At 62.6% G+C, this 23,189-nt stretch carries 21 protein-coding genes; 5 read left to right on the top strand and 16 right to left on the bottom strand.

What is annotated here, in order from left to right; translation table 11 throughout:
• Positions 1-179: 179 nt before the first annotated feature.
• A complete protein-coding gene (locus PSO31014_RS17615) occupies positions 180-695 on the top strand; it encodes an FUSC family protein (RefSeq protein WP_150552806.1) in 516 nt (171 codons plus the stop codon).
• Between the two features lie 149 nt (positions 696-844).
• Here the strand turns inward: PSO31014_RS17615 and PSO31014_RS17610 are convergent, their stop codons facing one another.
• A complete protein-coding gene (locus PSO31014_RS17610; protein ID WP_017233863.1) occupies positions 845-1,336 on the bottom strand; it encodes an Lrp/AsnC family transcriptional regulator in 492 nt (163 codons plus the stop codon).
• 141 nt (positions 1,337-1,477) lie between these two features.
• Here PSO31014_RS17610 and phhA point away from each other — a divergent pair, with 141 nt between their 5' ends.
• The gene (gene phhA, locus PSO31014_RS17605; protein ID WP_150552805.1) at positions 1,478-2,323 is read left to right on the top strand and encodes a phenylalanine 4-monooxygenase; all 846 of its coding nucleotides are present in this window, start codon (positions 1,478-1,480) and stop codon (positions 2,321-2,323) included.
• Between the two features lie 287 nt (positions 2,324-2,610).
• On the top strand, positions 2,611-2,916 hold the full coding sequence (locus tag PSO31014_RS17600) for a 4a-hydroxytetrahydrobiopterin dehydratase (protein ID WP_150552804.1): 306 nt from the start codon (positions 2,611-2,613) through the stop codon (positions 2,914-2,916).
• 43 nt (positions 2,917-2,959) lie between these two features.
• Here the strand turns inward: PSO31014_RS17600 and PSO31014_RS17595 are convergent, their stop codons facing one another.
• From PSO31014_RS17595 to PSO31014_RS17570, 6 genes are all read right to left on the bottom strand, one after another.
• A complete protein-coding gene (locus tag PSO31014_RS17595) occupies positions 2,960-3,412 on the bottom strand; it encodes an SET domain-containing protein (RefSeq protein WP_017233866.1) in 453 nt (150 codons plus the stop codon).
• Between the two features lie 156 nt (positions 3,413-3,568).
• Positions 3,569-4,210 (bottom strand): MarR family winged helix-turn-helix transcriptional regulator, encoded by a 642-nt coding sequence (locus PSO31014_RS17590; protein WP_174976565.1) that lies wholly within the window; start codon positions 4,208-4,210, stop codon positions 3,569-3,571.
• 1,433 nt (positions 4,211-5,643) lie between these two features.
• Complete coding sequence (locus PSO31014_RS17585) at positions 5,644-6,759, bottom strand: YbdK family carboxylate-amine ligase (protein WP_150552802.1); 1,116 nt, start codon at positions 6,757-6,759, stop codon at positions 5,644-5,646.
• Between the two features lie 3 nt (positions 6,760-6,762).
• On the bottom strand, positions 6,763-7,968 hold the full coding sequence (locus tag PSO31014_RS17580) for a cation:proton antiporter (protein ID WP_150552801.1): 1,206 nt from the start codon (positions 7,966-7,968) through the stop codon (positions 6,763-6,765).
• Between the two features lie 520 nt (positions 7,969-8,488).
• Positions 8,489-10,495 carry a bifunctional tRNA (5-methylaminomethyl-2-thiouridine)(34)-methyltransferase MnmC2/FAD-dependent 5-carboxymethylaminomethyl-2-thiouridine(34) oxidoreductase MnmC1 gene (mnmC, locus tag PSO31014_RS17575; protein ID WP_150552800.1) on the bottom strand — a complete coding sequence of 669 codons (2,007 nt, stop codon included), beginning with the start codon at positions 10,493-10,495 and terminating at the stop codon, positions 8,489-8,491.
• Positions 10,492-12,192 carry a ClcB-like voltage-gated chloride channel protein gene (locus PSO31014_RS17570; protein WP_150552876.1) on the bottom strand — a complete coding sequence of 567 codons (1,701 nt, stop codon included), beginning with the start codon at positions 12,190-12,192 and terminating at the stop codon, positions 10,492-10,494. The genes mnmC and PSO31014_RS17570 overlap by 4 nt, the downstream gene beginning before the upstream one ends.
• Before the next feature lie 593 nt (positions 12,193-12,785).
• Here PSO31014_RS17570 and PSO31014_RS17565 point away from each other — a divergent pair.
• Positions 12,786-13,241 carry a MarR family winged helix-turn-helix transcriptional regulator gene (locus PSO31014_RS17565; protein ID WP_150552799.1) on the top strand — a complete coding sequence of 152 codons (456 nt, stop codon included), beginning with the start codon at positions 12,786-12,788 and terminating at the stop codon, positions 13,239-13,241.
• A gap of 81 nt (positions 13,242-13,322) precedes the next feature.
• Here PSO31014_RS17565 and PSO31014_RS17560 read toward each other — a convergent pair whose 3' ends face one another.
• The gene (locus tag PSO31014_RS17560; RefSeq protein ID WP_150552798.1) at positions 13,323-14,270 is read right to left on the bottom strand and encodes a DedA family protein/thiosulfate sulfurtransferase GlpE; all 948 of its coding nucleotides are present in this window, start codon (positions 14,268-14,270) and stop codon (positions 13,323-13,325) included.
• A gap of 158 nt (positions 14,271-14,428) precedes the next feature.
• On the bottom strand, positions 14,429-15,994 hold the full coding sequence (locus PSO31014_RS17555; RefSeq protein WP_150552797.1) for a DHA2 family efflux MFS transporter permease subunit: 1,566 nt from the start codon (positions 15,992-15,994) through the stop codon (positions 14,429-14,431).
• Between the two features lie 423 nt (positions 15,995-16,417).
• Here PSO31014_RS17555 and PSO31014_RS17550 point away from each other — a divergent pair, with 423 nt between their 5' ends.
• Positions 16,418-17,212, top strand: a complete 795-nt coding sequence (locus PSO31014_RS17550) for an MHYT domain-containing protein (RefSeq protein WP_150552796.1) — start codon at positions 16,418-16,420, stop codon at positions 17,210-17,212.
• A 97-nt stretch (positions 17,213-17,309) separates the two neighbouring features.
• Here the strand turns inward: PSO31014_RS17550 and PSO31014_RS17545 are convergent, their stop codons facing one another.
• From PSO31014_RS17545 to yidC, 7 genes are all read right to left on the bottom strand, one after another.
• Positions 17,310-17,525, bottom strand: coding sequence for a hypothetical protein (locus tag PSO31014_RS17545; protein WP_150552795.1), 216 nt, complete (start codon positions 17,523-17,525; stop codon positions 17,310-17,312).
• A gap of 57 nt (positions 17,526-17,582) precedes the next feature.
• Positions 17,583-18,167 carry an RNA 2',3'-cyclic phosphodiesterase gene (gene thpR, locus PSO31014_RS17540; RefSeq protein ID WP_150552794.1) on the bottom strand — a complete coding sequence of 195 codons (585 nt, stop codon included), beginning with the start codon at positions 18,165-18,167 and terminating at the stop codon, positions 17,583-17,585.
• 157 nt (positions 18,168-18,324) lie between these two features.
• Positions 18,325-18,708 (bottom strand): hypothetical protein, encoded by a 384-nt coding sequence (locus PSO31014_RS17535; protein ID WP_150552793.1) that lies wholly within the window; start codon positions 18,706-18,708, stop codon positions 18,325-18,327.
• A gap of 80 nt (positions 18,709-18,788) precedes the next feature.
• The gene (locus tag PSO31014_RS17530) at positions 18,789-19,403 is read right to left on the bottom strand and encodes a YMGG-like glycine zipper-containing protein (protein ID WP_150552792.1); all 615 of its coding nucleotides are present in this window, start codon (positions 19,401-19,403) and stop codon (positions 18,789-18,791) included.
• Positions 19,404-19,417: 14 nt separating this feature from the next.
• Positions 19,418-19,774 carry a hypothetical protein gene (locus tag PSO31014_RS17525; RefSeq protein ID WP_174976564.1) on the bottom strand — a complete coding sequence of 119 codons (357 nt, stop codon included), beginning with the start codon at positions 19,772-19,774 and terminating at the stop codon, positions 19,418-19,420.
• A 236-nt stretch (positions 19,775-20,010) separates the two neighbouring features.
• On the bottom strand, positions 20,011-21,405 hold the full coding sequence (gene mnmE / locus PSO31014_RS17520; RefSeq protein WP_150552791.1) for a tRNA uridine-5-carboxymethylaminomethyl(34) synthesis GTPase MnmE: 1,395 nt from the start codon (positions 21,403-21,405) through the stop codon (positions 20,011-20,013).
• A 108-nt stretch (positions 21,406-21,513) separates the two neighbouring features.
• Positions 21,514-23,169: a membrane protein insertase YidC gene (yidC, locus tag PSO31014_RS17515; protein ID WP_150552790.1), complete on the bottom strand. Its 1,656-nt coding sequence runs from the start codon at positions 23,167-23,169 to the stop codon at positions 21,514-21,516.
• Positions 23,170-23,189 lie beyond the last annotated feature (20 nt).

Below are 23,189 nucleotides of genomic sequence, written 5' to 3'. Positions count from 1 at the left end.
TTCTGGTCAGGCGATTCTACCCCGCAGTCGTTGGCATTTCGAACCGTTTCCCGTCTCATGCGCATCAGGAAACCGCAATTCGGATCGGCTGCGCGACCGAGCCGGAATCTTCTGGCTTGGGTTCCAGGATTCGCCTATGTCACACTGGCGCCTTTCCATGTTCGCAACGTGGGCGCCTCATGTCTCTAGCCATTCTCCACCCCAAGAAGAACGCACTGGTCTATCTGGTGAAGATTCTTAGTGGCTCGCTGATCGTCTGGTTCGGCCTGCGGGCGGCAGGCTTTCCAGAGCCTTATTGGGCGATGATCTCGCTCATCATCGTGACCGAACCGGATCCGATGCAGGCGCGGAGCAACTTCAAGGCGCGCTCGATCAACACGATTACCGGCGCCGGCATCGCCTGCATCGTCTTGCTCGTCATCGGGCCCGGGCTAGCGGCCATGCTTGTGGGCATCACACTTGCCACGCTGGCCGCAATGCTGGTGCAGAACTATCCGGCCAATTGGCGTCTGGGCCCGGCCACGGTGGTGATCCTGATGTCGGCAGCGCTGAGCGGACAGGGGCAAGGGCTGCATGAAGAACTCAGCCTCGCCATGTTGCGCGTGATCGAAGTACTCATCGGCTCCACTGTCGCGCTTATTCAGTCGCTAATCTATGGGCGCTACGTGAAGCCCTGGTTGATGCCCACTGACTGAAGCGTCGAACATACGGCAGCGCAAACGGCTTGCCGTGCGATCCATCGATCGGGCGAGCGAACGCCTGCCCGGAGCGCACAGAGAGATGCCGGGAGGTCCGGCAAAGGGAAGGAAAATCGCGATGCGAGGCGGCGTGACGCCGCACCCGCTCAGCGTGACGATTGTCGGTTCGCCAGATAGTGCAGCGGTAGCGCATTGCTGCGCTTGAAAGCGCTCAGCACGATGTTCGAGCGCACGTTCTCCACGCCCGGCACCTGCATCAGCCGCTTCATGACGAAGGCCGACAGGGCATTCAGATCCGGCACCACGATGCGCAGCAGGTAATCGGCCTCGCCAACCACCGCGTGACATTCGAGCACTTCGGGCAACAGATCGATTTCCGCCTGAAAACGTTCGATGACCTGATCGCCATGATGCTGCAGACGCAACGTCGTGAATGCCGTCACGGCCAGCCCCAACGCCTCGGGTCGCAGCACCACGCGATATCCCTCGATAACGCCTTCAGCCTCGAGCCGCTGCAGGCGGCGGCCTATCTGCGACGCAGAAAGCGCCACGTGCTCCGCCAACTGGTGATGCGTGGCACGGCCCTCCTTCTGCAACGCGTCCAGAAGAGCCAAATCGAAGTGATCCAGAACAAGCATGACGATTCTCCGCAATAAATCACATTTTTATGCGAAATTTATGCAAACGACTTTCACCACAGGCGCATTATGCGCCCATTTCGCATGCCATGCGCACTACACTTTCAATCACTGCCACTGTCTGATTGAGTCGTTCGCATCATGTCCCTTACTGCCATGCTCCGAGAGCAATTCGACGCCGGTCTCACGACCCGGCCCGACTTCACCATTGAACAACCCGTCGATCAATACGGCGCGGTCGATCACGCGGTGTGGCAGCAACTCTACGAACGTCAAACGGCGATGCTGCCGGGCCGGGTCTGCGATGCGTTCATGGACGGCATTCGCGCCCTCGACATGGACGCGCGTCGCGTGCCAGAGTTCGAACACCTGAACGAAAAACTGATGGCCGCGACCGGCTGGCAGGTCGTTGCCGTACCCGGACTCGTGCCGGACGATGTCTTTTTCGAGCATCTCGCAAACCGCCGCTTCCCGGCGACGTGGTGGATGCGCCGTCCCGACCAACTCGACTACCTGCAAGAGCCCGACTGCTTTCACGACGTCTTCGGTCACGTGCCGCTGCTCGCCAATCCGGTGTTCGCCGACTTCATGCAAGCCTATGGCAAGGCCGGCAAGGTCGCGCAATCGCTGGGGGCACTGCCCTTGCTCGCGCGTCTGTACTGGTACACCGTCGAATTCGGCCTGATGCGTGACGGCGACGGCCTGCGTATCTATGGCGCCGGAATTGTCTCGAGCCGCGGCGAAACCGACTTCTCGCTGACCTCGCGCGCGCCGAATCGGCTTGGATTTTCGCTCGAGCGGGTACTGCGCACGCAATACCGCATCGACACATTCCAGCAGACGTACTTCGTAATCGACGACTTCGCCCAACTGTTCGACGCCATGCGTGCCGACCTGCCCACGCTGTTCAGGACGTTTGCCGAGCAGCCGGCATTCGAGGCCAACGCCCGCCATCCCGACGACACGCCTATCCTGTTGCCGGCATGATGGCACGGTCTGGCTCGCCCCGGGTCGCGCCGCGGCCTGCCGTTCGACGCCTCCTGGCGCCCGGTTTTGACCCGACCCTTCGCGTTATAGGACAGGGCTCACGCACACGCCCAGCGCGCCTGTGAAACAATAGGTCGGATGAATCGGCAACCCTGCCGCTTCATGGGCGCTGCGCCCGGCCCAGCCGACAACCCTCCTGACACCGTACGCAGCCATCACTGACGCCATGCCGGCGTCGGTGCATGCCCGTTGGCCCGATTTGCACTGAACGCTTTGAAAGGAATGCCATGACAACACGACTCTCCTCCGAGGCACGCGCCAGCCTGACCGAAGTGCTGCCGGAGTGGCACCAGGTGGTCGGACGCGACGCCATCCAGCGCAGCTTCACGTTTCACGACTTCAATGAGGCCTTCGGCTTCATGGCGCAGGTCGCGCTCAAGGCCGAGAAGATGAACCATCATCCGGAGTGGTTCAACGTCTATAACCGGGTGGACATCACCCTCTCGACGCACGACGCCGACGGCTTGACCCAACGCGACGTCGATCTGGCACTGGCCATCGACCAGTTCGCAGGCGATCGCGCCTCCAACTGATCCGCCGCTGCGCGCTTGCTGCCGCGGGTAACGCCCAACGCGCTCAGCGCTTCGGCGCGAGCAGCGTGCCACGGCACGCCTTGGTACCGCAGTGGCAAGCGTATTCGCGTTTGAGCTTCGCCGTGTAGCGCGCGTCGATCACCAGACCGTAGTCGTAAAACAACTCTTCTCCAGGCTCGATGTCGCGCACGGCATAGATATAGACGTGTTCGCCCTCTTCACGCGCTTCGCAGTTGGGCGAGCAGGCGTGGTTGATCCAGCGGGCGTTGTTGCCATCAACCTTGCCGTCGATGCACCGTCCGTCTTCCAGACTGAAGTAGAAGGTGTGCGTCGGGTGCGCCGGATCATGAGGATGGCGACGCAAGGCCTCACGCCACGAAATGATCTCGCCCTTGTACTCGATCACGCGATCCCCTTTCTTGAGACGCTTGAGCGCGTACACCCCCTTACCGTGAACGCCCGACTTCCTGACTTCGATTCTGCGCTTGGCTGCCATCTCTATGCGATGAGGTTTCGTGGATGCAAAAAAGCGCAGTGTACAGGCAGGCGACACTCATGTGCGTGACAAGCGTCGACGAAAAAAAAACGTCACCCGGTACCGAATGACGTTCTCCCCCCCTGGGGCGCGCCGCTTGTACGTGACGAATACCGCTCAGGTTTTGCTATACAGCTTCCAGACCTTGCGCTGCATGGCGACGTCGGCGTCCTCGTGCGCGTTGCAGTCCAGCGGCAGACGCGAATCGTCATACGTCACATTGAAGTGATCGCAGTGGTATTGGCCTTTGCCGCGCGCCGACACCTCGAAATGACTGCACGTCAGGCACATGCGCTGCGGCGGTACGTCGCCTCGCTCCTGCATCGTGAAGATCATCTTGACGAGCGTTCGGTAGAGTTGGGCACATTCCTTCTCGCCCAGCGATTCCGACGCCGTGGTCAGGAAGTTCGGCCATTGCGACGCCTTTTTGGCTGCCGTCTTGCCGCGCGCGGTCAGACGCAGCGCCAGCGCGCGCCCGTCGTTCGCATCGCGCCGTTTCTCAACCAAGCCCTTGCTTTCCAACGTGCTCACGGCCTCACTGACCGTGGCCGATGTGAGTGCGGCATCCTCCGCAATCTCGCCTAATCGCATCGGTACGCCGCGCGCGAGCAAGAGCGTCAGAATCTCGCCTTGCGTCGGCGTCAATCCAGCCATTGCCGCGCCCTCCCAGGCGTGGCTCCGTAACGCAGTTCCCATGCGCAACAAACCAGCTGTCACGCGCTTGGATAGCGCTTCATCAAGTGGGGTCGGAGTAGCCATGATTTTCGTTAGGATTTCTAAAAACTATACGTCAGTAAAACAGCTTGTCAAATGAACTCACGGGCGGTGCATCACACGTCTCGTCATTGCATTGCATCCATCTCGGCGCCCCGCCCGGGGGAAACCCTAAGCCACTTCCGTGTCGATACGCGACGGCAAGTCGCTGTTGAACCCACCGTCCCACCACGATTCCATTGTGTGTTCTGAGTTTGATTTTGGCGTATCAGTTCTTGTACTGATCTCCCAAATCCTACTCAAGATGTTTACAAAATATTGGTGTCCTGCGCACTCGCTTTGCGAAGGATCAAATTGGGAAAAACATTTCGCATCCCATGCCAATTACGCGGCAGATCGAACAGGCGTCGCCTGCAGCGGCCATTGGGAACCGCCTCGCACCCCGCACGATCGCCCCTCACATCGGCAAAGCCTCGCCAGACATGGCTCGCAGACCGTAGCGATCCCACCCACGGGTCACCGTCGCGCACAACGACCTTGTGAAAATCCACTCGATTTTCGAGACATTTCAGCGCCATCCGACGTGGAGCGTGAGCGCCCCCCATGCCCCGCCTTTCGTAGCAAACGTCCACCGGCACGCAAATCATTTGAAACGCGACTGTAAATCGCCAATCGACGAGGGTGGCGTTGCGCAGGAAACTGGGGGGAAGTGCGGGGCAACGTGTCCGCGGGAAGCCCCTTCCGGATACGCGAATTGAAGAATTTGACAGTCCCGGCAATCTCGCTCGTTACATTTGGCGAAACCAGCATCGTTCACTTCTTGCACCACGCACGCCACGTCACATTTCAAAGTGGCGAGATTGTATCCGCGAACCGTTCAGCCAACGCAGGAACATCAAAATTATCCACAAAACCCCGTTTTTGGGGGTGCTCTGCACAATATTTAGGCGCCTGTGGATAACTTAATGGATAACCTATCGGACTCGTTGTGCATGGGTTCGGGATAACTCGCGAATCTTTCCACAGGGCCAAAAACTGTTCCGAGTTGTTCTTGGGATACCCGCTGTTTTTCCATCCAGTTCTCATTCGGGCAACTTTCTGTTTACTCGACGTTAACTGTGGTTATCCACAGGAGTGGGCCGCCTTTGTTAACTACTACTATGTATACATACAGTAAACCTATTAAAACCTTAAAACCTTGCTATGGACGACGCAAAAACGGCAAAACGCGCTTAGCCTGAACCGTGGGAAGGGCATCGTTCGCGGTGCACGATTCGGCCCATGGCGTAGGGACACGATGCTTCGTGTATGGCAAAAACCGGAAACGCTCCCTGCCGGGTACCGCGTGCCCGCCTGCTGCGAAACGTACGGGCAAGAAAAAACCCCGCCAAGGCGGGGTTCCTTACACCGATCGCATAACGACGATCGCGTCCACAAACCGACGGTATCCGGTGCGGCCCGTCGGTCAAGGCCTCAGGTCATGCAGCCCATCGCAAACATTGCTGGCGAACCATTTCGTTAAGTGACTTGGCTTCCGCGTGGACGTCGCGCAGCCAAACCGCGTCGTTCTTGCCGGATGCGACAAGCTGACGGACTTCTTCGCAAGCCACTTCGGCCTCCAGCACCGCGGCGTGCGGCTTGATGACCTCCAGCGTTTGCGTGATGTGCTGCCCCAATGTGGTGCGTTCGCCGGTCTGAGGATCGACGTAAGCCCCTTCCAGACCAAAGCGGCACGCTTCGAAGCGATTGAACGTGTAAACGAGATAATCGTCTTCGCTCAACACAAACGGACGCTCCTCGAGCAGATAACGGGCCAGGGACTGGATGTAACAGGCGATAGCGGCCGCGCGGCCGACCGACAAGGGGGTATCCATCACTCGCACTTCGATCGTCCCAAAACCCGGTTTCGGCCGAATATCCCAGTAGAAGTCCTTCATGCTCTCGACGACGCCGGTTTTCACCATCTTGTCGAAGTACGTCTCGAAGTCTTCCCACTTCAGCACGAACGGTGCGCGGCCCGACAGCGGGAACGCGAACACCGAGTTCAGACGCGCCGAATGGAAGCCCGTGTCGACACCTTGCACATACGGCGACGAAGCCGAAAGTGCAATGAAGTGCGGGATGTAGCGCGACATGGCGTGCAGCAGGTACAACGCACTGTCCGGATCCGGGCAGCCGATGTGCACGTGCTGCCCGAAGACCGTGAACTGCTTGGCCAGGTAGCCGTATAACTCGGACAGGAAGTGAAAACGTGGCGAATCGTAGATCGTACGTTCGCTCCAGCGCTGAAAGGCATGGGTGCCGCCGCCGCACAGGCCGACGTTGAGCTGCTCGCTCGCCGCCACCAGCACGTCGCGAACCCGGCCCAGCTGCGCGACGGCATCGCTATGTCGATGGCAGATGTCGGTCGACAGCTCGATCATGCTTTCCGTCATTTCCGGCTTGATCTCGCCCGGATGTGTCTCCTTGGCCACGAGCCGCATCAGATCGGCGGCGGCTTTGGTCAGATCGTAATCGTGGCGATTGACGATCTGCATCTCCAGCTCCACACCGAAAGTGCACGGCTTCGAGGGAATGAATGCTTCTAATGACATGGTTTAATCCTTCCGTTCACCGACCAGGGCCAACGCCCAATAAACCACCAACGGCGCGACCAGTTGCAGCACGGCGACCGTGCACATGACCACCGCCTTGACCATCGGATCGAACTGCGGGTAGATGTCGTACGTGTCGGCAACGAGTACGAACGCGAGACTGGCCATCGGGCACAACGACAACCCGAGCGCGACGGCCTGCTTGTAACTGATCCCCGCCTGATGGGCGACGGCCACCGTGCCCACCACCTTGGCGATGCCGCGCACCACGATGATGGCCGCCGCGGCTAGACCGCCGATCACGACGTATTCCCACCGGAACGCCAGCGACGTCAGCACGAAGAGCACCACCGCAAGCAACCAGCCGGCCGTGCCGAAGTACGCAGGCCAAAGCTGCGGACGCTCATCCAGATTTCGGAAAATGATCCCGGCGAGCAGCAGCGTGAGCGAGTTCGGTAGCTTGAGCATATGCACCAGCGCGACCATCAGCATGATCAAACCGATGAGAATCACGAAAGCATGCTGGTCCTGGCTACCGAACTTGCGGAAGATCAGATTGCAGGCCTTGGCCAGCACGAACGCCAGCACGATCGAGCCGATGAGCAGGTACAGGGGATGAAACAGCACGACCCAGACGCTCGAGTGATACGCCTGGTGCATCCATCCGTAGACAAGCTTCACCGCGACGACCGCATACACGCTGTTGAGCGCCGCCAAGGCCAGCAAACGCTCCGTCACCTGACCTTCCGCGCGCAGCTCGTTCTTGAGCTGGATCACCACGGCCGGAGAGGTTGCCATGCTGATTGCGGCGATGAGTACTGCGCTTAGCGGTGCCACCCCAAAAGCCCACAAGACGGTATAGACCGCCACGAACGTGAGCAAGGCTTCGAGCGCGCTGGTGAGGATGATCCAGGGGTTGGCCCGCATCCATTTCAGGTTGAGGCGGCTGCCCAGTTCGAACAGCAACAGACCCAGCGCCAGATCGATCAGCAGCCGGATGGCCGCGCTCGTCTGCGCGTCCAGCATTGAGGAAAGACCCAGGGTACCGCCGACCAGCCCGACCACGGCGTAACCGGTGATGCGCGGCAGGCGCAGTCTCCGGAAACAGATTTCCCCCGCGAGTCCGGCAAAAACCAATGCCAGCCCGGCGAAGAAAACGGGATCGGGCGTCGGTGGCCAGCCTGGAAAGAGGGACAGTTCCGACGTCATTAATGCTCGCTTTGCGCCGCTTGACGGCGCATCAAGTGGTGGAAAGGAAAGAAAGTCGCGCGCGGGGTTGCAGATTAAGAACAAATGCACGACGAACCAGAAGGGTTGGGCCCATTTTGCCACACTCGGTTTCCGACGCTTCCAAACGGCCGTCTCGACGGCAGGAGGTTTGACCTCGCACAAACCGATTCCATCCCGATGCCGAACCGTGGGGGATGGTCCACTTCGGAGGTGTGATATCGCCCTTCGACCAGGAAATACGGGGGCAAGCCCCAAGGGGGCGCCGCCCCCGCATGGGGCGGGGTTGCAATCGCTATAGGGTCAGATTCGATTTATTGAACCCGCGTGTGCTTTCGGAGAACGGCGGTAGGCAGGCGTGGGCCGCACGTAGTGAAGGAACGTGGGTAACGTCGATGGGCGATAGAGCGGTCGCGGGTGGCGGGGGGGGGCGGCTAGCGCAGGATTCCGCCAAGCCCGACGGCGTGCGAAGTCGGCGCGCCCCGGTGGAGCGCGTGCCTCGTCAGCCTTTGCGCAGCCAGTGCATCACGTAGCGCGCCGGGTCGATGGCGTCGGCCAGGTCGCTTCCGATCGGCCACGGTTCACCCTCGATCTGACTGGCGACCAGTTCCGCGCACAACGACGCGAACACGAGGCCCCGAGAGCCGAACGCGAAGCTGGCGTACAGACCGTCAAGGCGCGGCAGATCTCGGAGATGCCCGCCGCCCAGCTGTTGACGTTGCGTGTCGAGAGCGGCCATGTCAGGCAGTTGCCCCGCCATCGGCAGGCGGTCGGGCACCATGGAGCGAAACGCCGTTCGCCCGCCCAATTCGGCGGCGGCGTGCTCGTTCGCCAGCCCCCCATCGCCGAGCGTGTCGGCATGGGCTGGCAACAGCGTGGCAAGTCGACGCAGATTGGCTTGGTGATCGGTGACGCGTACGGCCTCGGCCGGGTCGTCGAAGCCGTACGTCGCGCCCGTGATCGGCCCGGCGCCCCCCAGTGGCGACGGCGCTACGTAGCCGTCTCCGCACACCGGCACGCGCAGGTCGGTCAACAGGTCGGGTGGCAGGAACGTCAATTGTCCGCGTACCCGTTTGACGGGGACAAACTCGGGCGCGAGGTACGGCGCGAGCAGTTTCTGGGAGATGTCTGCGGCCGTCACGACGATGGCATCGCCCTCGGCCAGCACGCGACCCGCCTCGTCGATCGCGGCCCAGCGGCCATTGCCGCGTTCGAGCCGTTCGACGTTCACGCCGTAGCGGGCATCGAGCAACGGCCCGGCGGCGACCAATTCGGCCCGGCAGAGCATCGCCGGCGCGAGCCAGCCGCCTTCCGGGAACCAGACACCGCCGTGCGCGAGCGTTTCGCCGGCAAGCGCAGAGGCTTGCGCCACATCGACCCACTTCGCGTAAGTCTGCGGATACCCGTGCGCCGTCATGAGTTGCTGCAGGGCATGCGCCTGATCGTCGTCCATGGCAACCTGGAGCAGGCCGTCGGCATGTCCGGGCAGTCCGCCCGGCAGCGTTCTCCACTGCGAGAGTGCGTACAGGAAGCCCGCCCGCGTCAAGCGCGACAGCACGTTATCGTCAACCGAAAGTTGCGGATGAAAGACCCCCGCCGGGTTGCCCGACGCGGCCGTCCCGGGCGCTTGTGCCCGTTCGAACAGACGCACCCGCCAGCCACGGGCGACAAGACGCCGCACCATCGCCGCCCCTGCCATTCCCGCACCGACCACAATCGCCTCACGAGCTCGCCGCGGGGGCGCGATGGGCGGATCGTAACGCCGCATGCGATAAGGTGGCGCGTAATCGCCGGCGAGCATGTTCCGCTCGCCGCCGTGTCCGGCACGCGGCGTCACCTGGAAACCCGCGCCGATGAGATCACGACGTACCGGTTCGACGGCGGTATGCGTTGCCAACGTGGCCCCGTCACGCGCCAGACGGCCAAGCGTCTTGAAAACGTTGGGCGTCCACAGGTCGGCGTTTTTCTCAGGTGTGAAACCGTCGAGATAGAACGCGTCCGCGCCCGCCCGCAAAGACGGCATCAGATCGAAGAAGTCACCGAAACCGACGCTCAGGACCACACCGGGTGCCGGCTCCAGCCGGTGCCAGCCTGCCACCGGGGCCGGCCAGACGTCGCACAGCTTCTGTACCAGAGGGGCGAGTTGCGTCATGCCCGGCAGCACGAGCATCGCCTCGAGACTTTGCCGCAGATCCTGGGCCCGGAACGGCCATTTCTCCACCGAGACAAAGTGCAGCCGCGCGGGCCGTTGCGGATCGTCCCGCCAGGCGGCCCACGTTGCCAGGAAGTTCAGGCCCAGGCCAAAGCCGGTCTCGACGATCACGAAAGTCTCGCGACCTCGCCAACGTTCGGGCAGACGGTTGCCGCCGAGAAAGACATGTCGCACCTGACCGAGCGCGTCGTCGGCGCGGTAATAGACGTCGTCGTAGACTGCCGAATAGAGGGTGCCGTCCGCGCGGGCCAACGGTTCCGCCGGCTTGACGGGACGAGCGCCACCGCGAAGCTTCATTCGCCGCCCCGCTCTTCGGTCACGATCTCGATGAGTCCCGGCAGCGAGACCACCCCCAACCACTCACCGGCCTCGTTCGCCACGGGCACCCAGTCGGCGTGCAACTTGCCGACGGCGCGCAGCGCCCCAACCAGGGTCATCTCGCCGTCCAGGGCTTTGAACGGCGTGATCACCGCCGTCCATAACGGGGGTTCACCGGTCGCTTGCCGCTGCCACCAGCTCGCGGCGTCGATCGTCCCGACAAGACGGCCGTCCTGGTCGCGGACTACGAGGTTGCGATAGCCCGTGGCGATAAAGCGCTCCCCGAGGGCGTCCGAGGTGTCGGCGTCGCTGACAATGGCGTCGTTGTCCACCGCGAGCGACGACAGGCGCATCTCGCTGCCCTGGCCGGTCATCGACAGCCAGCGGCCCGCCACCTGATTGCGGCGCAGCGACTTGGCGTAGACGGAGTCCGCGCGTAACGTGTGAGCCGTGATGTAGGCCGTCACGCACGCCAACATCAGCGGCAGCACGACCTGATAACTCAGCGTCATCTCGAAGATCATCAGGATCGACATCAGCGGCGCATAGGTCGTTGCCGCAAGGAACGCCCCCATGCCGACCACGGCGTAGCTGCTCGCCACCGAGGCGGCGGCGGGCGCGAGCGCATTCATCGCGATGCCATAGAGGCTGCCGAGCGCGGCACCGACGAAGAGCGTCGGGGTGAATACGCCGCCTACGGCGCCGGAGCCTGCCGACGAAGCGGTCGCCAGCACCTTGAACACCAGCACCATCGCAAGCGCCTGCCAGGCCCAATGCGTATGCAGGATCGAGTTGACCACGCTGTAGCCGTTGCCCCACACGTCGGGCACTTGCAGCGACAGGATGCCCACGATGAGTCCGCCAAGCGTCAGACGCAGGAACAGCGGCACGGGCAACGCGCTGAAGCGGTGCTTGGCGGTGTCGAGCAGGCGCAGAAACAGCGGCGCGAGCACGCCGGCGAGAATGCCCAGACCGACGTAGAAAAAGACTTCCCATCCGGAAACGAAATCGAAGCGCGGCATCTGGTAGACCGCTTCGTAACCGAGAAACTGACGGATGACGATGTTCGCGATGACCGAGGCGACGACCAGTGGGCCGAGCGTCGCGGTCGAAATCGAACCGTAGACGATTTCGGAAATGAACAGTGCGCCCGCAATCGGGGCGTTGTAGGCCGAGGTGATGCCGGCCGTCGCCCCGCAGGCGACGAGCAGGCGCAACCGCTCGGGCGGGAACGCGAGCACGCGCCCGACGAGCGACGCGAACATCGCGGCAAGCTGCACCATTGGCCCTTCGCGGCCGATCGACGCGCCCGAGGCCACCGAGCACAGCGATGACAGGCTTTTGACGAGGGTCTGACGCAGGCTCAGCACCCCGGTGCCGATCGCAATCGCCTCCATGTAGTCGTCGGAGCCCTTCTTCGGCACCCACAACGTGGCGAATTGCAGGATCAGCCCGGCGATCAGGCCGCCGGCGGTCGGCAGCAGCAGGCGTTGCCACCAGTTCAGGCCCTGCGCCAGCTCGACCATGCCGCTGCGGTGGCCGGCTAGTAGAAATTGCAGCCCCGAGAGCGCTTCGCGAAACGCCACGGTGGCCAACGCCCCCAACAGACCGACGATGCCGGCAAGCAGCAAGGTGATTTGCAGGGTATTCGGGGCGAACTGGCGCCGCACCCACACAACGACGGGCGATTTCGCCCAGGCAGACACTGCTGACACGGATAAAAGACTGTCGTGATCGGAATTGGGTCCCATGGTATCGACCGGCGACTGTTTTTGAAAGCGCGCGACCTGCGAGGTGATTTTTACGACTAAAAGTGAGTAATGCTCAGGTAAGGGGTTTTTGACGCTGGCGCTGGTGGATTCATCGTGTGAATCGCATACCGGTGGCGCGAGCATCCATTTACCGATTGCCTCTTGCTCACACCGGTCGCGATCAGCGGCGGCGACCGCCCCGAAGATTTTCTGAGCACTATTCAGATAACGGTAAATTTTGAGGCCGCAAAAAAGGTTGAACGGTTTTGCGTGACGGTTGACGTCGACAACGACGTCGTCCGAAGGCGGCGCCGCGCGACGAACGGTCGGCGCGGCCGCTTGCCACGCAACATAGCTATCCCGTTATCGTGGCTTCACTCGCTGCAGCAGGGCTTGGCTGCGTTCCACCGAAACGTCTGTTGCGGCACGTCAGGCGACGCGTCATTGCGACTGGCCACATTCCACGCGGTGAAATAGAATGGCGCGCAATTGAATTGGATTTGAAAAGTCGTCTACGAATGGCAGTGAACAAAAAAGCCGCACAAAAAACACCCGTGCGTCTGGAAGATCAGTTGGGTTTCGCGTTGTACTCGGCATCGCTTGCCATGACGAAAGCCTACAAGCCGGTGCTCGATCGACTGGGTCTGACATACTCGCAATACCTGGCGATGCTCGTGCTTTGGGAGCAAGACGACATTGCCGTCAATCAGCTTGGTGCGCGCCTCGGACTCGACTCGGGCACGCTTACGCCGCTGCTGAAACGACTTGAATCCATGGGGCTTTTGACGCGTCGACGAGGCGAAGCGGATGAACGTCAGGTGTTCATCGATCTTACGCCACGAGGGGTGAGTTTGCGTCGTGAGGCGCGTCAGGTGCCCGCGCAAATACAGGCGGCTACCGGCCAGTCCGATGCCGCGCAAAAGACCTTGCGCACGCTGCTCCTTCAGCTCAAAGACACTCTCAACGAAGCTTGATCTCAAGAAAAACGCACGCTTACCTTTAAGTTAGCGCGCGTCATTCAATTGTGCGCAATGATTTGCGTGAGCAGCGGAAGTTCAGTTGGCTGGGACGAGCGTTTCAATGCCGTCGATCTTGTCGACGGTGTGGCCGGCGTTGCGCCAGGCGTCGAGGCCACCCAGCAACGGACGAACTTCCGCGAACCCCTGTTGACGCAGTCGCTGCGCCAGGCGCGCGGCCGACACTTCGTTCGGGCACGCGCAAAACACGACGATGCGGCGATCGCGCGGTACATCTCGCAACTTTTCCTCGATTTCGCTCGGGGCAATGGCCAGCGCACCGGGAATCGTGAACGGATCGACGGCGCGCACCGCGGCGGAGCGCACGTCGATCACAACGGGCGTGATGTCGTCCTTCATCCAGCTTTCCAACGTCTGAACGCCAATGCGCGCCATGCGTAGCGAGCGCAGCAGACGGTAGCGGTTGAGCCAGCGGTTGAGCAGATACAGCGCGAAAACGAGCACGATCAGCCACAACACACCACGGCCAAGCGTGTCGAAGGTGTCGAGCAGGGCGACGATGTGCGAGGCAAAGCCCACGCCGAGCGCCACGGCGACACCGGACCAGACCAAAGCGCCGATTGCGTCGTACATCAAGAACGTGCGCCACGACACCCCCAGCGCGCCGGCCATCGGCACCGACAGCGCCGAGAGTCCCGGCACGAAGCGGGCAAACATCAATACGCGCACGCCGTGACGGCCCATCGCACCCTCCGTACGGCTCACGCAGGTATCGGGCGAGATCGACAGGCGGCACATCAGCCGCAAAATATGGTGGCCGTAGCGGCGTCCGGCGAGAAACCAGAGCGCGTCGCCCAGCAGCGCGGCGCCGATCGCCAGCGCGACGATCAGCGGCGCGGGGAAGAGCGACGTCGACGCCGTGACAATGAGGGTGGGATAGGCCGGCAACGGCAGCCCCAATGCCTGTCCGAAGATATTCAGAAAGACCAGCCAGAGCCCGTAGCGGGCAATCAGATCGAACAGCATGCAGGATCCCTGTCGGCAAATAGTCGCAATACCGCATGGTAGCGTCCGGCGGTCTCAGCCAGAAGGCGCGAAGCGGAGACGTAGTGTTGCTTTTCTGGAACGATCGCCGCGTTACGTTGCACCGGGTGGAGTTCGAGTTTCGCCATGGGGCGCCCGCGTCAGTGCCCGACAGCCGCTTGGGCCCCGCGCTTTGGTCGAGTCAGCCAGACGAGCACCGCCATCGCGAGGAAGACGTATCCCGACAGATGGAAGATGTCGTTCGTCGCCAGCATGAACGATTGACGTGTCACGAGATCGTTGAGCATGCCGAATTCGGTACCGTTCGCGAGTCCGAGCCCTTGGCGCAGTTGGTCGAGATAGCTCGTCGTCGCGTTGGAATACGGCGTGAGGTTCTCCGCCAGCCGTGCGTGATGGTAGATCGCCCGGTCCTCCCACATTGTGGTGCTCACGGCGGTGCCGATAGCGCCCGAGAGCGTACGGAAGAAGTTCGACAGGCCGGCCGCCGCCGCCAGACGCTCGTCGGACATGCTCGAGAGCGTGATGGTCGTCATCGGCACGAAGAAGCACGCAATGCCGATGCCCTGAACGAGCCGGGGCTCGATCACCTTCGCGAACGACAGATTCAACGCGAAGTGCGAATTCCAGAACGACACGCCGGCGAACACGATAAACGCGAAGGAGGCCACCGCGCGCAGATTCAACCGGTTCATGTTCTGGCCGATGATCGGCGAGAGCAGCAGCGCCAGCAGGCCCACGGGGGCCGTTGCCAACCCGGCCTTGCCTGCGGTGTAGTCCATCACCGTTTGCAACCACAGCGGGAAGATGACCACCGAGGCGAAGAACGTCATGAAGCCGAACGAGATCACCACGACGCCCAACGCGAAGTTGCGGTCCTTGAACAGCGTGAGATCGACGATGGGTTTGTCGGACGTCAGCTCCCAGATAATCAGGAACGACAGGCAGATCGCGGCGGCGAGCGCGAGCGTGACGATCAGGCCGCTGTTGAACCAGTCGTGATCCTTCCCGAGGTCGAGCATCATCTGCAACGAGCCCACGCCGATAGCGAGCAGCGCCAGACCAATCAGGTCGATGGGCAGCTTCTGGGTCTTCGTCTCATGCCCGCGCAGCAGGAGGAAGCAGGAGACGGCGGAGAAGATCCCGACCGGCACGTTGATGTAGAAGATCCACGGCCAAGTGTAGTTGTCGGTGATCCACCCGCCCACCACGGGACCGAAGATCGGCGCAACGATCACGGTCATGGCCCACAGGCCGAGCGCGAGGCCGCGTTTCTTTTCGGGGAAGCTGCGCAGCAGAATGGTTTGCGATAGCGGCACCATCGGGCCGGATACGAGCCCCTGCAGCAGCCGGAAGAGGACGAGCGTCTCCATATTGGGCGCCAGGCCGCACAACATCGACGCCACGGTGAACGCCGCGACCGACGATACGAACAGCTTCGCCTCGCCAACGCGACGTGCCAGCCACCCGGTGAGAGGCACCGCGATGGCCGCCGCCACCGCGTAAGAGCTGATGACCCATGTGCCCTGGCTGTTCGATACGCCCACGCTCCCCGCGATGGTGGGCACCGCAACGTTGGCGATGGACGTATCGAGCACCTCCATGAAGGTACCCAGCGCGAGGCCTACCGTGAGGATCGCCAGTCGCGTTCCGGTCAACGGCGCGCCCTGCGGTGCTGCGGGGGCGTTTGCGGTGGCTGCGTCTGCCATGTGAAGCGTCTCCGTGGAATGCTGGCCGGGTCGCAGCGACTCGGGCCAATGTGATCCCCGGATGGTGCCGCAGAACGGCGATGGTGTGCGACGAGGGTTTGGAATTCGGGCTCTAAATCGTCAGGATGCGCGCCGATCTCCCGATCAAACGGGACGAGCTCGCGTAGATCACGCGCCCCGTAAGGGTTTCGGCCGAGACTGCTTCGTTGCGTGTAATCGACGTGCGGCAAATGATCTTCGTTTGGCGAATGCGAGACGTTTTTGCCCCTTGACGTCACCGGGCCGTCGAGATTGAATCGCCGATGACGTCCGACGTGTGCGAAGCCACGTCGCGGCCCCTGGGCGTCGTCGTGCAGGCTCAACCACCGTTCTCTCGTCAGCGCTTTTGGCACCCCGGCGACTGCGAAACCACAGGATCAGCCCATGCAGCCAGGTAGCGTCGTTCCGCTTCAGTACAGTGAGTTTCTCGTTCTGCTCTCCTTCGTGATTTCGGCGCTGGGGGCCTATGTTGCGTTGGTGGCCGCGTCCCGTATTCGCGACGACGACGGTCGCATCAGCGCCGGCTATCTCGCGGTGTCGGCCCTGGCGTTGGGTGGCATTGGCATCTGGGGCATGCATTTCATCGGCATGGCCGCGCAGCGCATGCCGTTCCCCGTGTCGTATTCGCTGTGGCCGACGCTCGGCAGTCTGCTGTTGGCCGTGGTGGTCTCGGGGGCGGCGCTCTGGTATGTTGCGCGCGCACCCTATCGCAATGCCGTGCGCTGCGTGATCGGTGGCGTGGCGGGAGGCTTGGGCGTCGCAGGCATGCACTACCTGGGGATGAATGCCGTGCGCACGCAGGCGTATTTCGAATGGAATACGACTATCGTCGCCCTGTCGGTGGTCATCGCGATCGTGGCGGCGAGTGTGGCGCTCTGGCTGGCGTTCCATCTCGAGACGAGCCTGCAACGCGCGCTGGCGGCGCTGGTGATGGCGGTGGCCGTTTGCGGAATGCACTACACGGGCATGCGCGCCGGCACGATCATCTGCACATCTTCCACGCGTGCGCCCATCAGTATGCGGTTGCACGGCGACATGCTGCCGTATGGCGTTTTTCTGATCGCTTGCGTGGTCCTGCTGGCGATGGCGGTGCTGCTGTATCGCACGTCGCTTCGTCGGCGCGAGCGCATGGCGGCCCGGCTCGATGCGCTCATGCGTCGGCACGCGGGACCCGTCTGACGTCGCGGTTGCGTGCGACTGAAATGCGAAACGCCGGTCCATCGAAAAGATGGGCCGGCGTTTCGTTTGCTGAGCGCCCGTCGGCGCAGCGCACGGTTCAGTGCAGGATGGGGCTGCCTCCGACAGGCATGACGTCGCCTGTCTCGACCAGGTCGGCAATAAAGAACGGTTCGGTGTTGAGTTGTTTCGATGCACCGGGCTGGCCGGAATACCAGCACACCATTGCCATGTCGCCCAGCACGCGGGTGACGATGCCCATGGCACCCTGCGGCACTGCGATGTGATTGGATTTGACGATCGATCCGACTTGCACTTGAGCCTCCTGCGAATGACGAAAAACCGATGCACCAACCGGTCGGCCAATGCATCGTCATCCGACTATACCGTATTGCGTTATTGGCATCGCCGATTTCTCGGGAGCGGTCGTGGTAAAGCCGTCAGACGCTCCGCCATGGTGTTGCGCGAGCACATGATAGTGCGGGCCACGTGGCGTGCGCACCGAGTGGACGAGCGCATATCCCTCGCAATGCCACACGATCGGACGGGGATTCAGATCGGATGGTGCGCGCCGCGCATGGCGCAGCAACGTTACATGCGGGCGGAACGATTGCGTGAGCACGAGCGCGCCGGTGGCGCGCCATTGCGAGAGGAGTGCGTCGCGCGTGGCGGTGAGGCTCTCGGGCACACCCGTCGCGCCAGCCCAGACAACCTTGCGATCCGCCCAATAGCCCAGATGATCGAAGGTGAGCGTGAACGGGGTGAGCGGCGTGCGCTGCATGAGCGCGAGCAGTACTGGCAGACGAGTGGGATCGACTTCGTCGAGAAAGGCCACCGTCAGGTGCAGAGTTTGGGCACGCAGCACACGTCCGCCGCATTCCGCGTGAGCTGTAGCGGCCCACTCATGAAGCTGCGCGCGTACACCTGGCCCGGGCCACAGGGCAAGGAAGAGTCGCATGAGAACACCACAGGTTGAATCCTGCTGATGATTCTCATAGTAGACGGGCTACCGGGCGAATGCCAGTTGGGCCAGGCGCTGGCGAGCGTTACCCAACGCTTTAACGACGAGCGCTCGCTGGCAGCAAAAGCGTGAGACGGGCGCGGCGCCCGTTCCGTCAATTGGTCGAGATGGCGGGGGTGATGCCGCGGCGGCCGCGGCGGGGAGACTCCGCCGGTTTCTCTTGGGGTTTGGCCTGCACGGGCGGATGGATGATGCTGTTCCAGTTGTTCTGGATGGCGGTATCGGCGGTGTCGTGGGAGATGGCGCGCGAGATGTCGGCGCTCGGATTGAAAACGCCCGATCCCGTGGCGCCATTGGCGCCGGCCGCTGGCATTGCATTACCCGGGTTGGCTGCCGAGGAGGTGTTCTGTGCGTGCGCGTGCGTCGTCAGCATGAACGTGGCGCAGACGGAGGCGATGATGGCGGGCAGTATCGCCCGGCGGGAGGTTTGCAGCACTGGCGTGTTGAGCGTACGTTGGCCGGTGGAATCGTGGGTCATCAAGTGTCTCAGGCGGAGCGATGCAACGTCGCCGACAGCGCATGCCGGGGCGACGTCGGGATCACGTCATTTTTATGGAATCAGTAGCTACCGGGCGGGGGCTTCCAGCCCGGGGGCGGTGGCGGCGGTGGCGCATAGCGCTGCACCGGTTGGGACGGCATCATCATGTCGCCGCGAACCGGGACGCGATTGCCGGCCGCATACATGCACTGAACGTAGGCCTGATCATAGCGGCTTTGGGTGACGTATGCAGACGATTGCGCGTTGCCCATGCCGACGGCACTCCCGGTGAGCAGGCCCGCCCCGGCACCGATGGCGGCGCCAGAGCTGCCGCCGAAGGCTGCGCCGGCGGCCGCGCCGATGGCCGTGCCCAGGACGGCGCTGCCGATGGCGCTGTTGTTGGCGGCGGTGGCGGTATCGAGCCCGCCGTTCTGGCCGGAGGCGTATTGGCGGCAGTTGAAATCGTCGCGACGGAACTGGTCGAACGATTTACCAGTGCCGGGTAACGCCATGAGACTCGGGCCGGAGGGGACCACGGCGCATCCTGCGAGCGTCGCGGCGGCGATGACAATGGCCAGCGGTGCGGTAAGACGTTGCGCGCGCCGCTGGCGTCCGGTGGCGGGCGCCGCTTGGGGCGATTGAGGCGCGGCAACCGACGGATGACGCGCTCGGGAGACTGACGATTCGAATGACATGGTGCGTCTCCCGATCAGTTCGAGGCCGGTTGCGCGGGCACTTCGCGCCATCCGGCCGGACACGTTTTCACGTAGGGATAGTAGGCGCCGGCCTTGTCGCAGTAGTACCAGGTGTCGCTGTTCGCGCCGGACGGGTCGCCTTGGGCGCCGGGTTGCGGTTGTTCGATGTACTGCTGCGGCTGGCTGGGAACGACGACAAGGGGGGGCGCGTAGTACGGCGCGGGTGGATAGTAGGGATAGCCGTAGGGGTAGTAGCCGGGGCCGACCCAGACACGTACGCCACCGCCATGCCAGGCGAGGGCGCTGCCGCTGGCCATGGCAGCGGCCACGGCGACGACGCCGAAGCCGAGGACAACAGGAAGACGTTTCACGACACTGACCTCGAAGTCCGGACCCCGGGCGCGGTGGATTCCGCCTCGCGCATGCGCGTCGCCAACGAGGGGAATGTGACCCGATGAGACGCAACGCCGCCCAGGAGTTGATGATTTCGAGTCTAGGCCCGTCCCCCAGTCGGAGCAATTACGATGCGTGTGATAAGTGTTTCAAAGCATTACGTTTTCCATGGGATGGCATGACGATTGGGGACGCTCGCAACACGCAATGCCCATCACTTCCCAATACAAAACCGGCTGAAAATCACCCCGAGCAGATCGTCCGATGTGAATTCACCGGTGATCGTGCTGAGCTGCTCCTGCGCGAGGCGCAATTCTTCGGCAAAAAGATCGAGCGCGCTTGCGTTCCGGCGTGCATGGGCGTCCGCCATCTCGATATGTTCGCGGGCCGCGCGCAGTGCCGACAGATGTCGTTCGCGCGCGAGAAACACCCCCTCGTTGCCCGCCTGCCAACCGGCAATCTTGAGCAACTCCGCGCGTAGCAGGTCGATCCCCTGCCCACCCTTTGCCGATAGCCGCACACCGAGCGGCGCCGCGCCCTCTTTCGGCAACACCGTCGCCGGTTCGCCCGCCAGATCCGTCTTGTTGTACACACGCACGATGGGCACATGCTTCGGCAACTGCTTCGCGATGACCTGGTCTTCCGGCGTCATGCCGGTGCGCGTGTCGAGTAAATGCAGCACGGCGTCCGCCTTCGCGATCTCGCTCCAGCTACGCGCAATGCCGATGCGCTCGACTTCGTCCTCCGTTTCACGCAAGCCCGCCGTGTCGATGATGTGCAGCGGAATACCGTCGATCTGAATCGTTTGCTGCACCTTGTCGCGCGTGGTCCCGGCGATCGGGGTGACGATGGCCAGCTCCGCACCGGCCAGCGCGTTGAGCAACGACGACTTGCCCACGTTCGGCTGCCCCGCCAGTACCACGTTGATTCCCTCGCGTAGCAACGCCCCCTGCCGCGCTTGCGACAGCACCCGCGCCAGTTGCGTGCGAATGCGCTCGAGCTGCCCAAAGGCATCGGCTGCCTCCAGAAAGTCGATTTCCTCTTCCGGGAAGTCGAGCGTCGCCTCGACCAGCATGCGCAGATGAATCACCAGATCCACCAGCGAATGAATTTCGCGCGAGAACGCGCCGTCGAGTGACCGGCTCGCCGAGCGCGCCGCAGCCTCGGTGCTCGCTTCGATCAGATCGGCCACCGCCTCCGCTTGCGCGAGATCGAGCTTGTCGTTCAGAAACGCGCGATGCGTAAATTCGCCCGGCGTCGCCAGACGCACGCCCAGCTCCGCCCCTTCATCGAGACATCGCTGCAACAGCAACTGCAGCACGATGGGTCCGCCGTGGCCCTGCAACTCCAGCACGTCCTCGCCCGTGTATGAATTCGGGCCGGGGAAGTACAGCGCGATGCCGCGATCGAGCGCCTCGCCGGTGGCATCGAGAAACGGCAGATACGACGCATGACGCGGCTTGAGCGGCTGCCCGACCAGACGCGCGATCACACGCTGCACGGCGTCGCCGCGATGTTTGCCGAAGGACACCCGCACCACGCCGATCCCGCCGCGTCCGGGGGCGGTGGCAATGGCAGCAATCGGGACGGCGGAGACGGTGGCGCTCATGGCACGGTTCTTTGAAAAACAGAGGCTTATTTTGACATGCACCAAACAAAACCGCCCGCGAGAGACTCGCGGGCGGCTGTGTCAGTCAGACGGTCGGACCGGAAAACGTCAGGCCGCCTTTTTTTCCTTCTTGTTCCCGAGCATTCGGTTGATCGACCATTGCTGCGCAATCGACAACGAGTTGTTGACCACGTAGTACAGCACCAGACCCGAGGGCAGGAAGAGGAACATGAACGAGAAGATGAGCGGCATGAACATCATCATCTTGGCTTGCATCGGATCCGGCGGCGTCGGGTTCAAACGCGTCTGGATGAACATCGACACGGCCATCAGCACCGGCAGGATGTAATACGGATCCTGCGTCGAGAGGTCATGAATCCAGCCCAGCCACGGCGCACCGCGCATTTCCACCGACGAGAGCAGCACCCAGTACAAGGAAATGAACACCGGGATCTGGATCACGATCGGAATACAGCCGCCGAACGGATTGACCTTCTCGGTCTTGTACAGCTCCATCAGGGCCGCGTTCATCTTCTGCGGATCGCTCTTGTAGCGTTCGCGCAGTGCCTGCATCCGCGGCGTGATTTCCTTCATGCGCGCCATCGACTTGTAGCTCGCGGCCGACAGCGGGAAGAACACCAGCTTGATGATCACGGTCACGGCGATGATTGCCCAACCCCAGTTGCCGATCAGCCCATGCAGCTTCGAGAGCAGCCAGAACAGCGGCTTGGCGAGGATCGTGAAGTAACCGTAGTCCTTCGTCAGCTCCAGGCCCGGCGCAATCTGCTCGAGCATGTGCTCTTCCTGCGGACCGGCGAACAAACGCGCATCGACCGTCTCGCTGCCACCGGCCGGAATGCTCGCGAGCGGTTCTTTCACGCCCACGCGATACAGGCCGTTGTCCAGCTTGCCGATGTAGTTGTCGCGCTTGGCGCCTTCCTTCGGAATCCAGGCCGTGGCGAAGTAATGCTGCACCATGCCGATCCAGCCATCGCTCGACTGCTTGACGTACTTCGCCTTGTCCTTGTCGATGTCGCTGAACGTGATCTTCTGGAACTTCTCGTCGCTGCTGTAGACCGTCGGGCCCGTGAACGTGTGCGAGAACTTCGCGCCGCTGATTTCGTGGCCGTCGCGCACCAGTTCCATATACAGCGTCGGCTGAATGGCGGCGTCGGACTTGTTGACGATCGTGTTCGACACGTCGATCACGTAGCTGCCGCGATGGAACGTGTAAGCACGCACCAACTGCAGGCCGCCCTTGACCGGCGATTCGAACTTCACGGTCAGCGTGTCCCCCGTCATCGTGGTCGGGCCCGGCACCTGCGTGAAGATGTCGTTGTGGTTCGGGAAGTCGCCGCCGATCAGACCCGTGCGAGCGTAATACTGCTGGCTCGGCGTGTTGTCGAACAACACCACGTGCTTGTCGGCCTCGGTGGCGTCGGGCCATTGCTTGAGCGCCAGGAACGACACGGTGCCGCCTTGCGCGCTGATGTCGGCCTCGTAGACGTCGGTCGTGATGCGGACATTCTGCGCGGCGGCAGCGGCCGGCGCGTTGCCCGGGGCGCTACCCGCCGCGGGCGCCGCGTTGGCACCTTGCGGCAGGTCGTTGGCCGGCGTCGGACTTCCGCCCTTGGCGGCCGGGGTGGAGACCTCGGGCGTCGGGAAGAACAGCGACGAATGGCCATTGGCGCGTTGCCAGTTGTCGAAAAGCATCACGACAGACAGCGCGAAAATGACCCAGAGTACGGTGCGTTTGATGTCCATGCGGTAACTCGTGGTGGACG

Source organism: Pandoraea soli (assembly GCF_902459595.1).
Taxonomy (GTDB): Bacteria; Pseudomonadota; Gammaproteobacteria; order Burkholderiales; family Burkholderiaceae; genus Pandoraea; species Pandoraea cepalis.
This window is presented reverse-complemented; position numbering and strand designations above follow the sequence as displayed.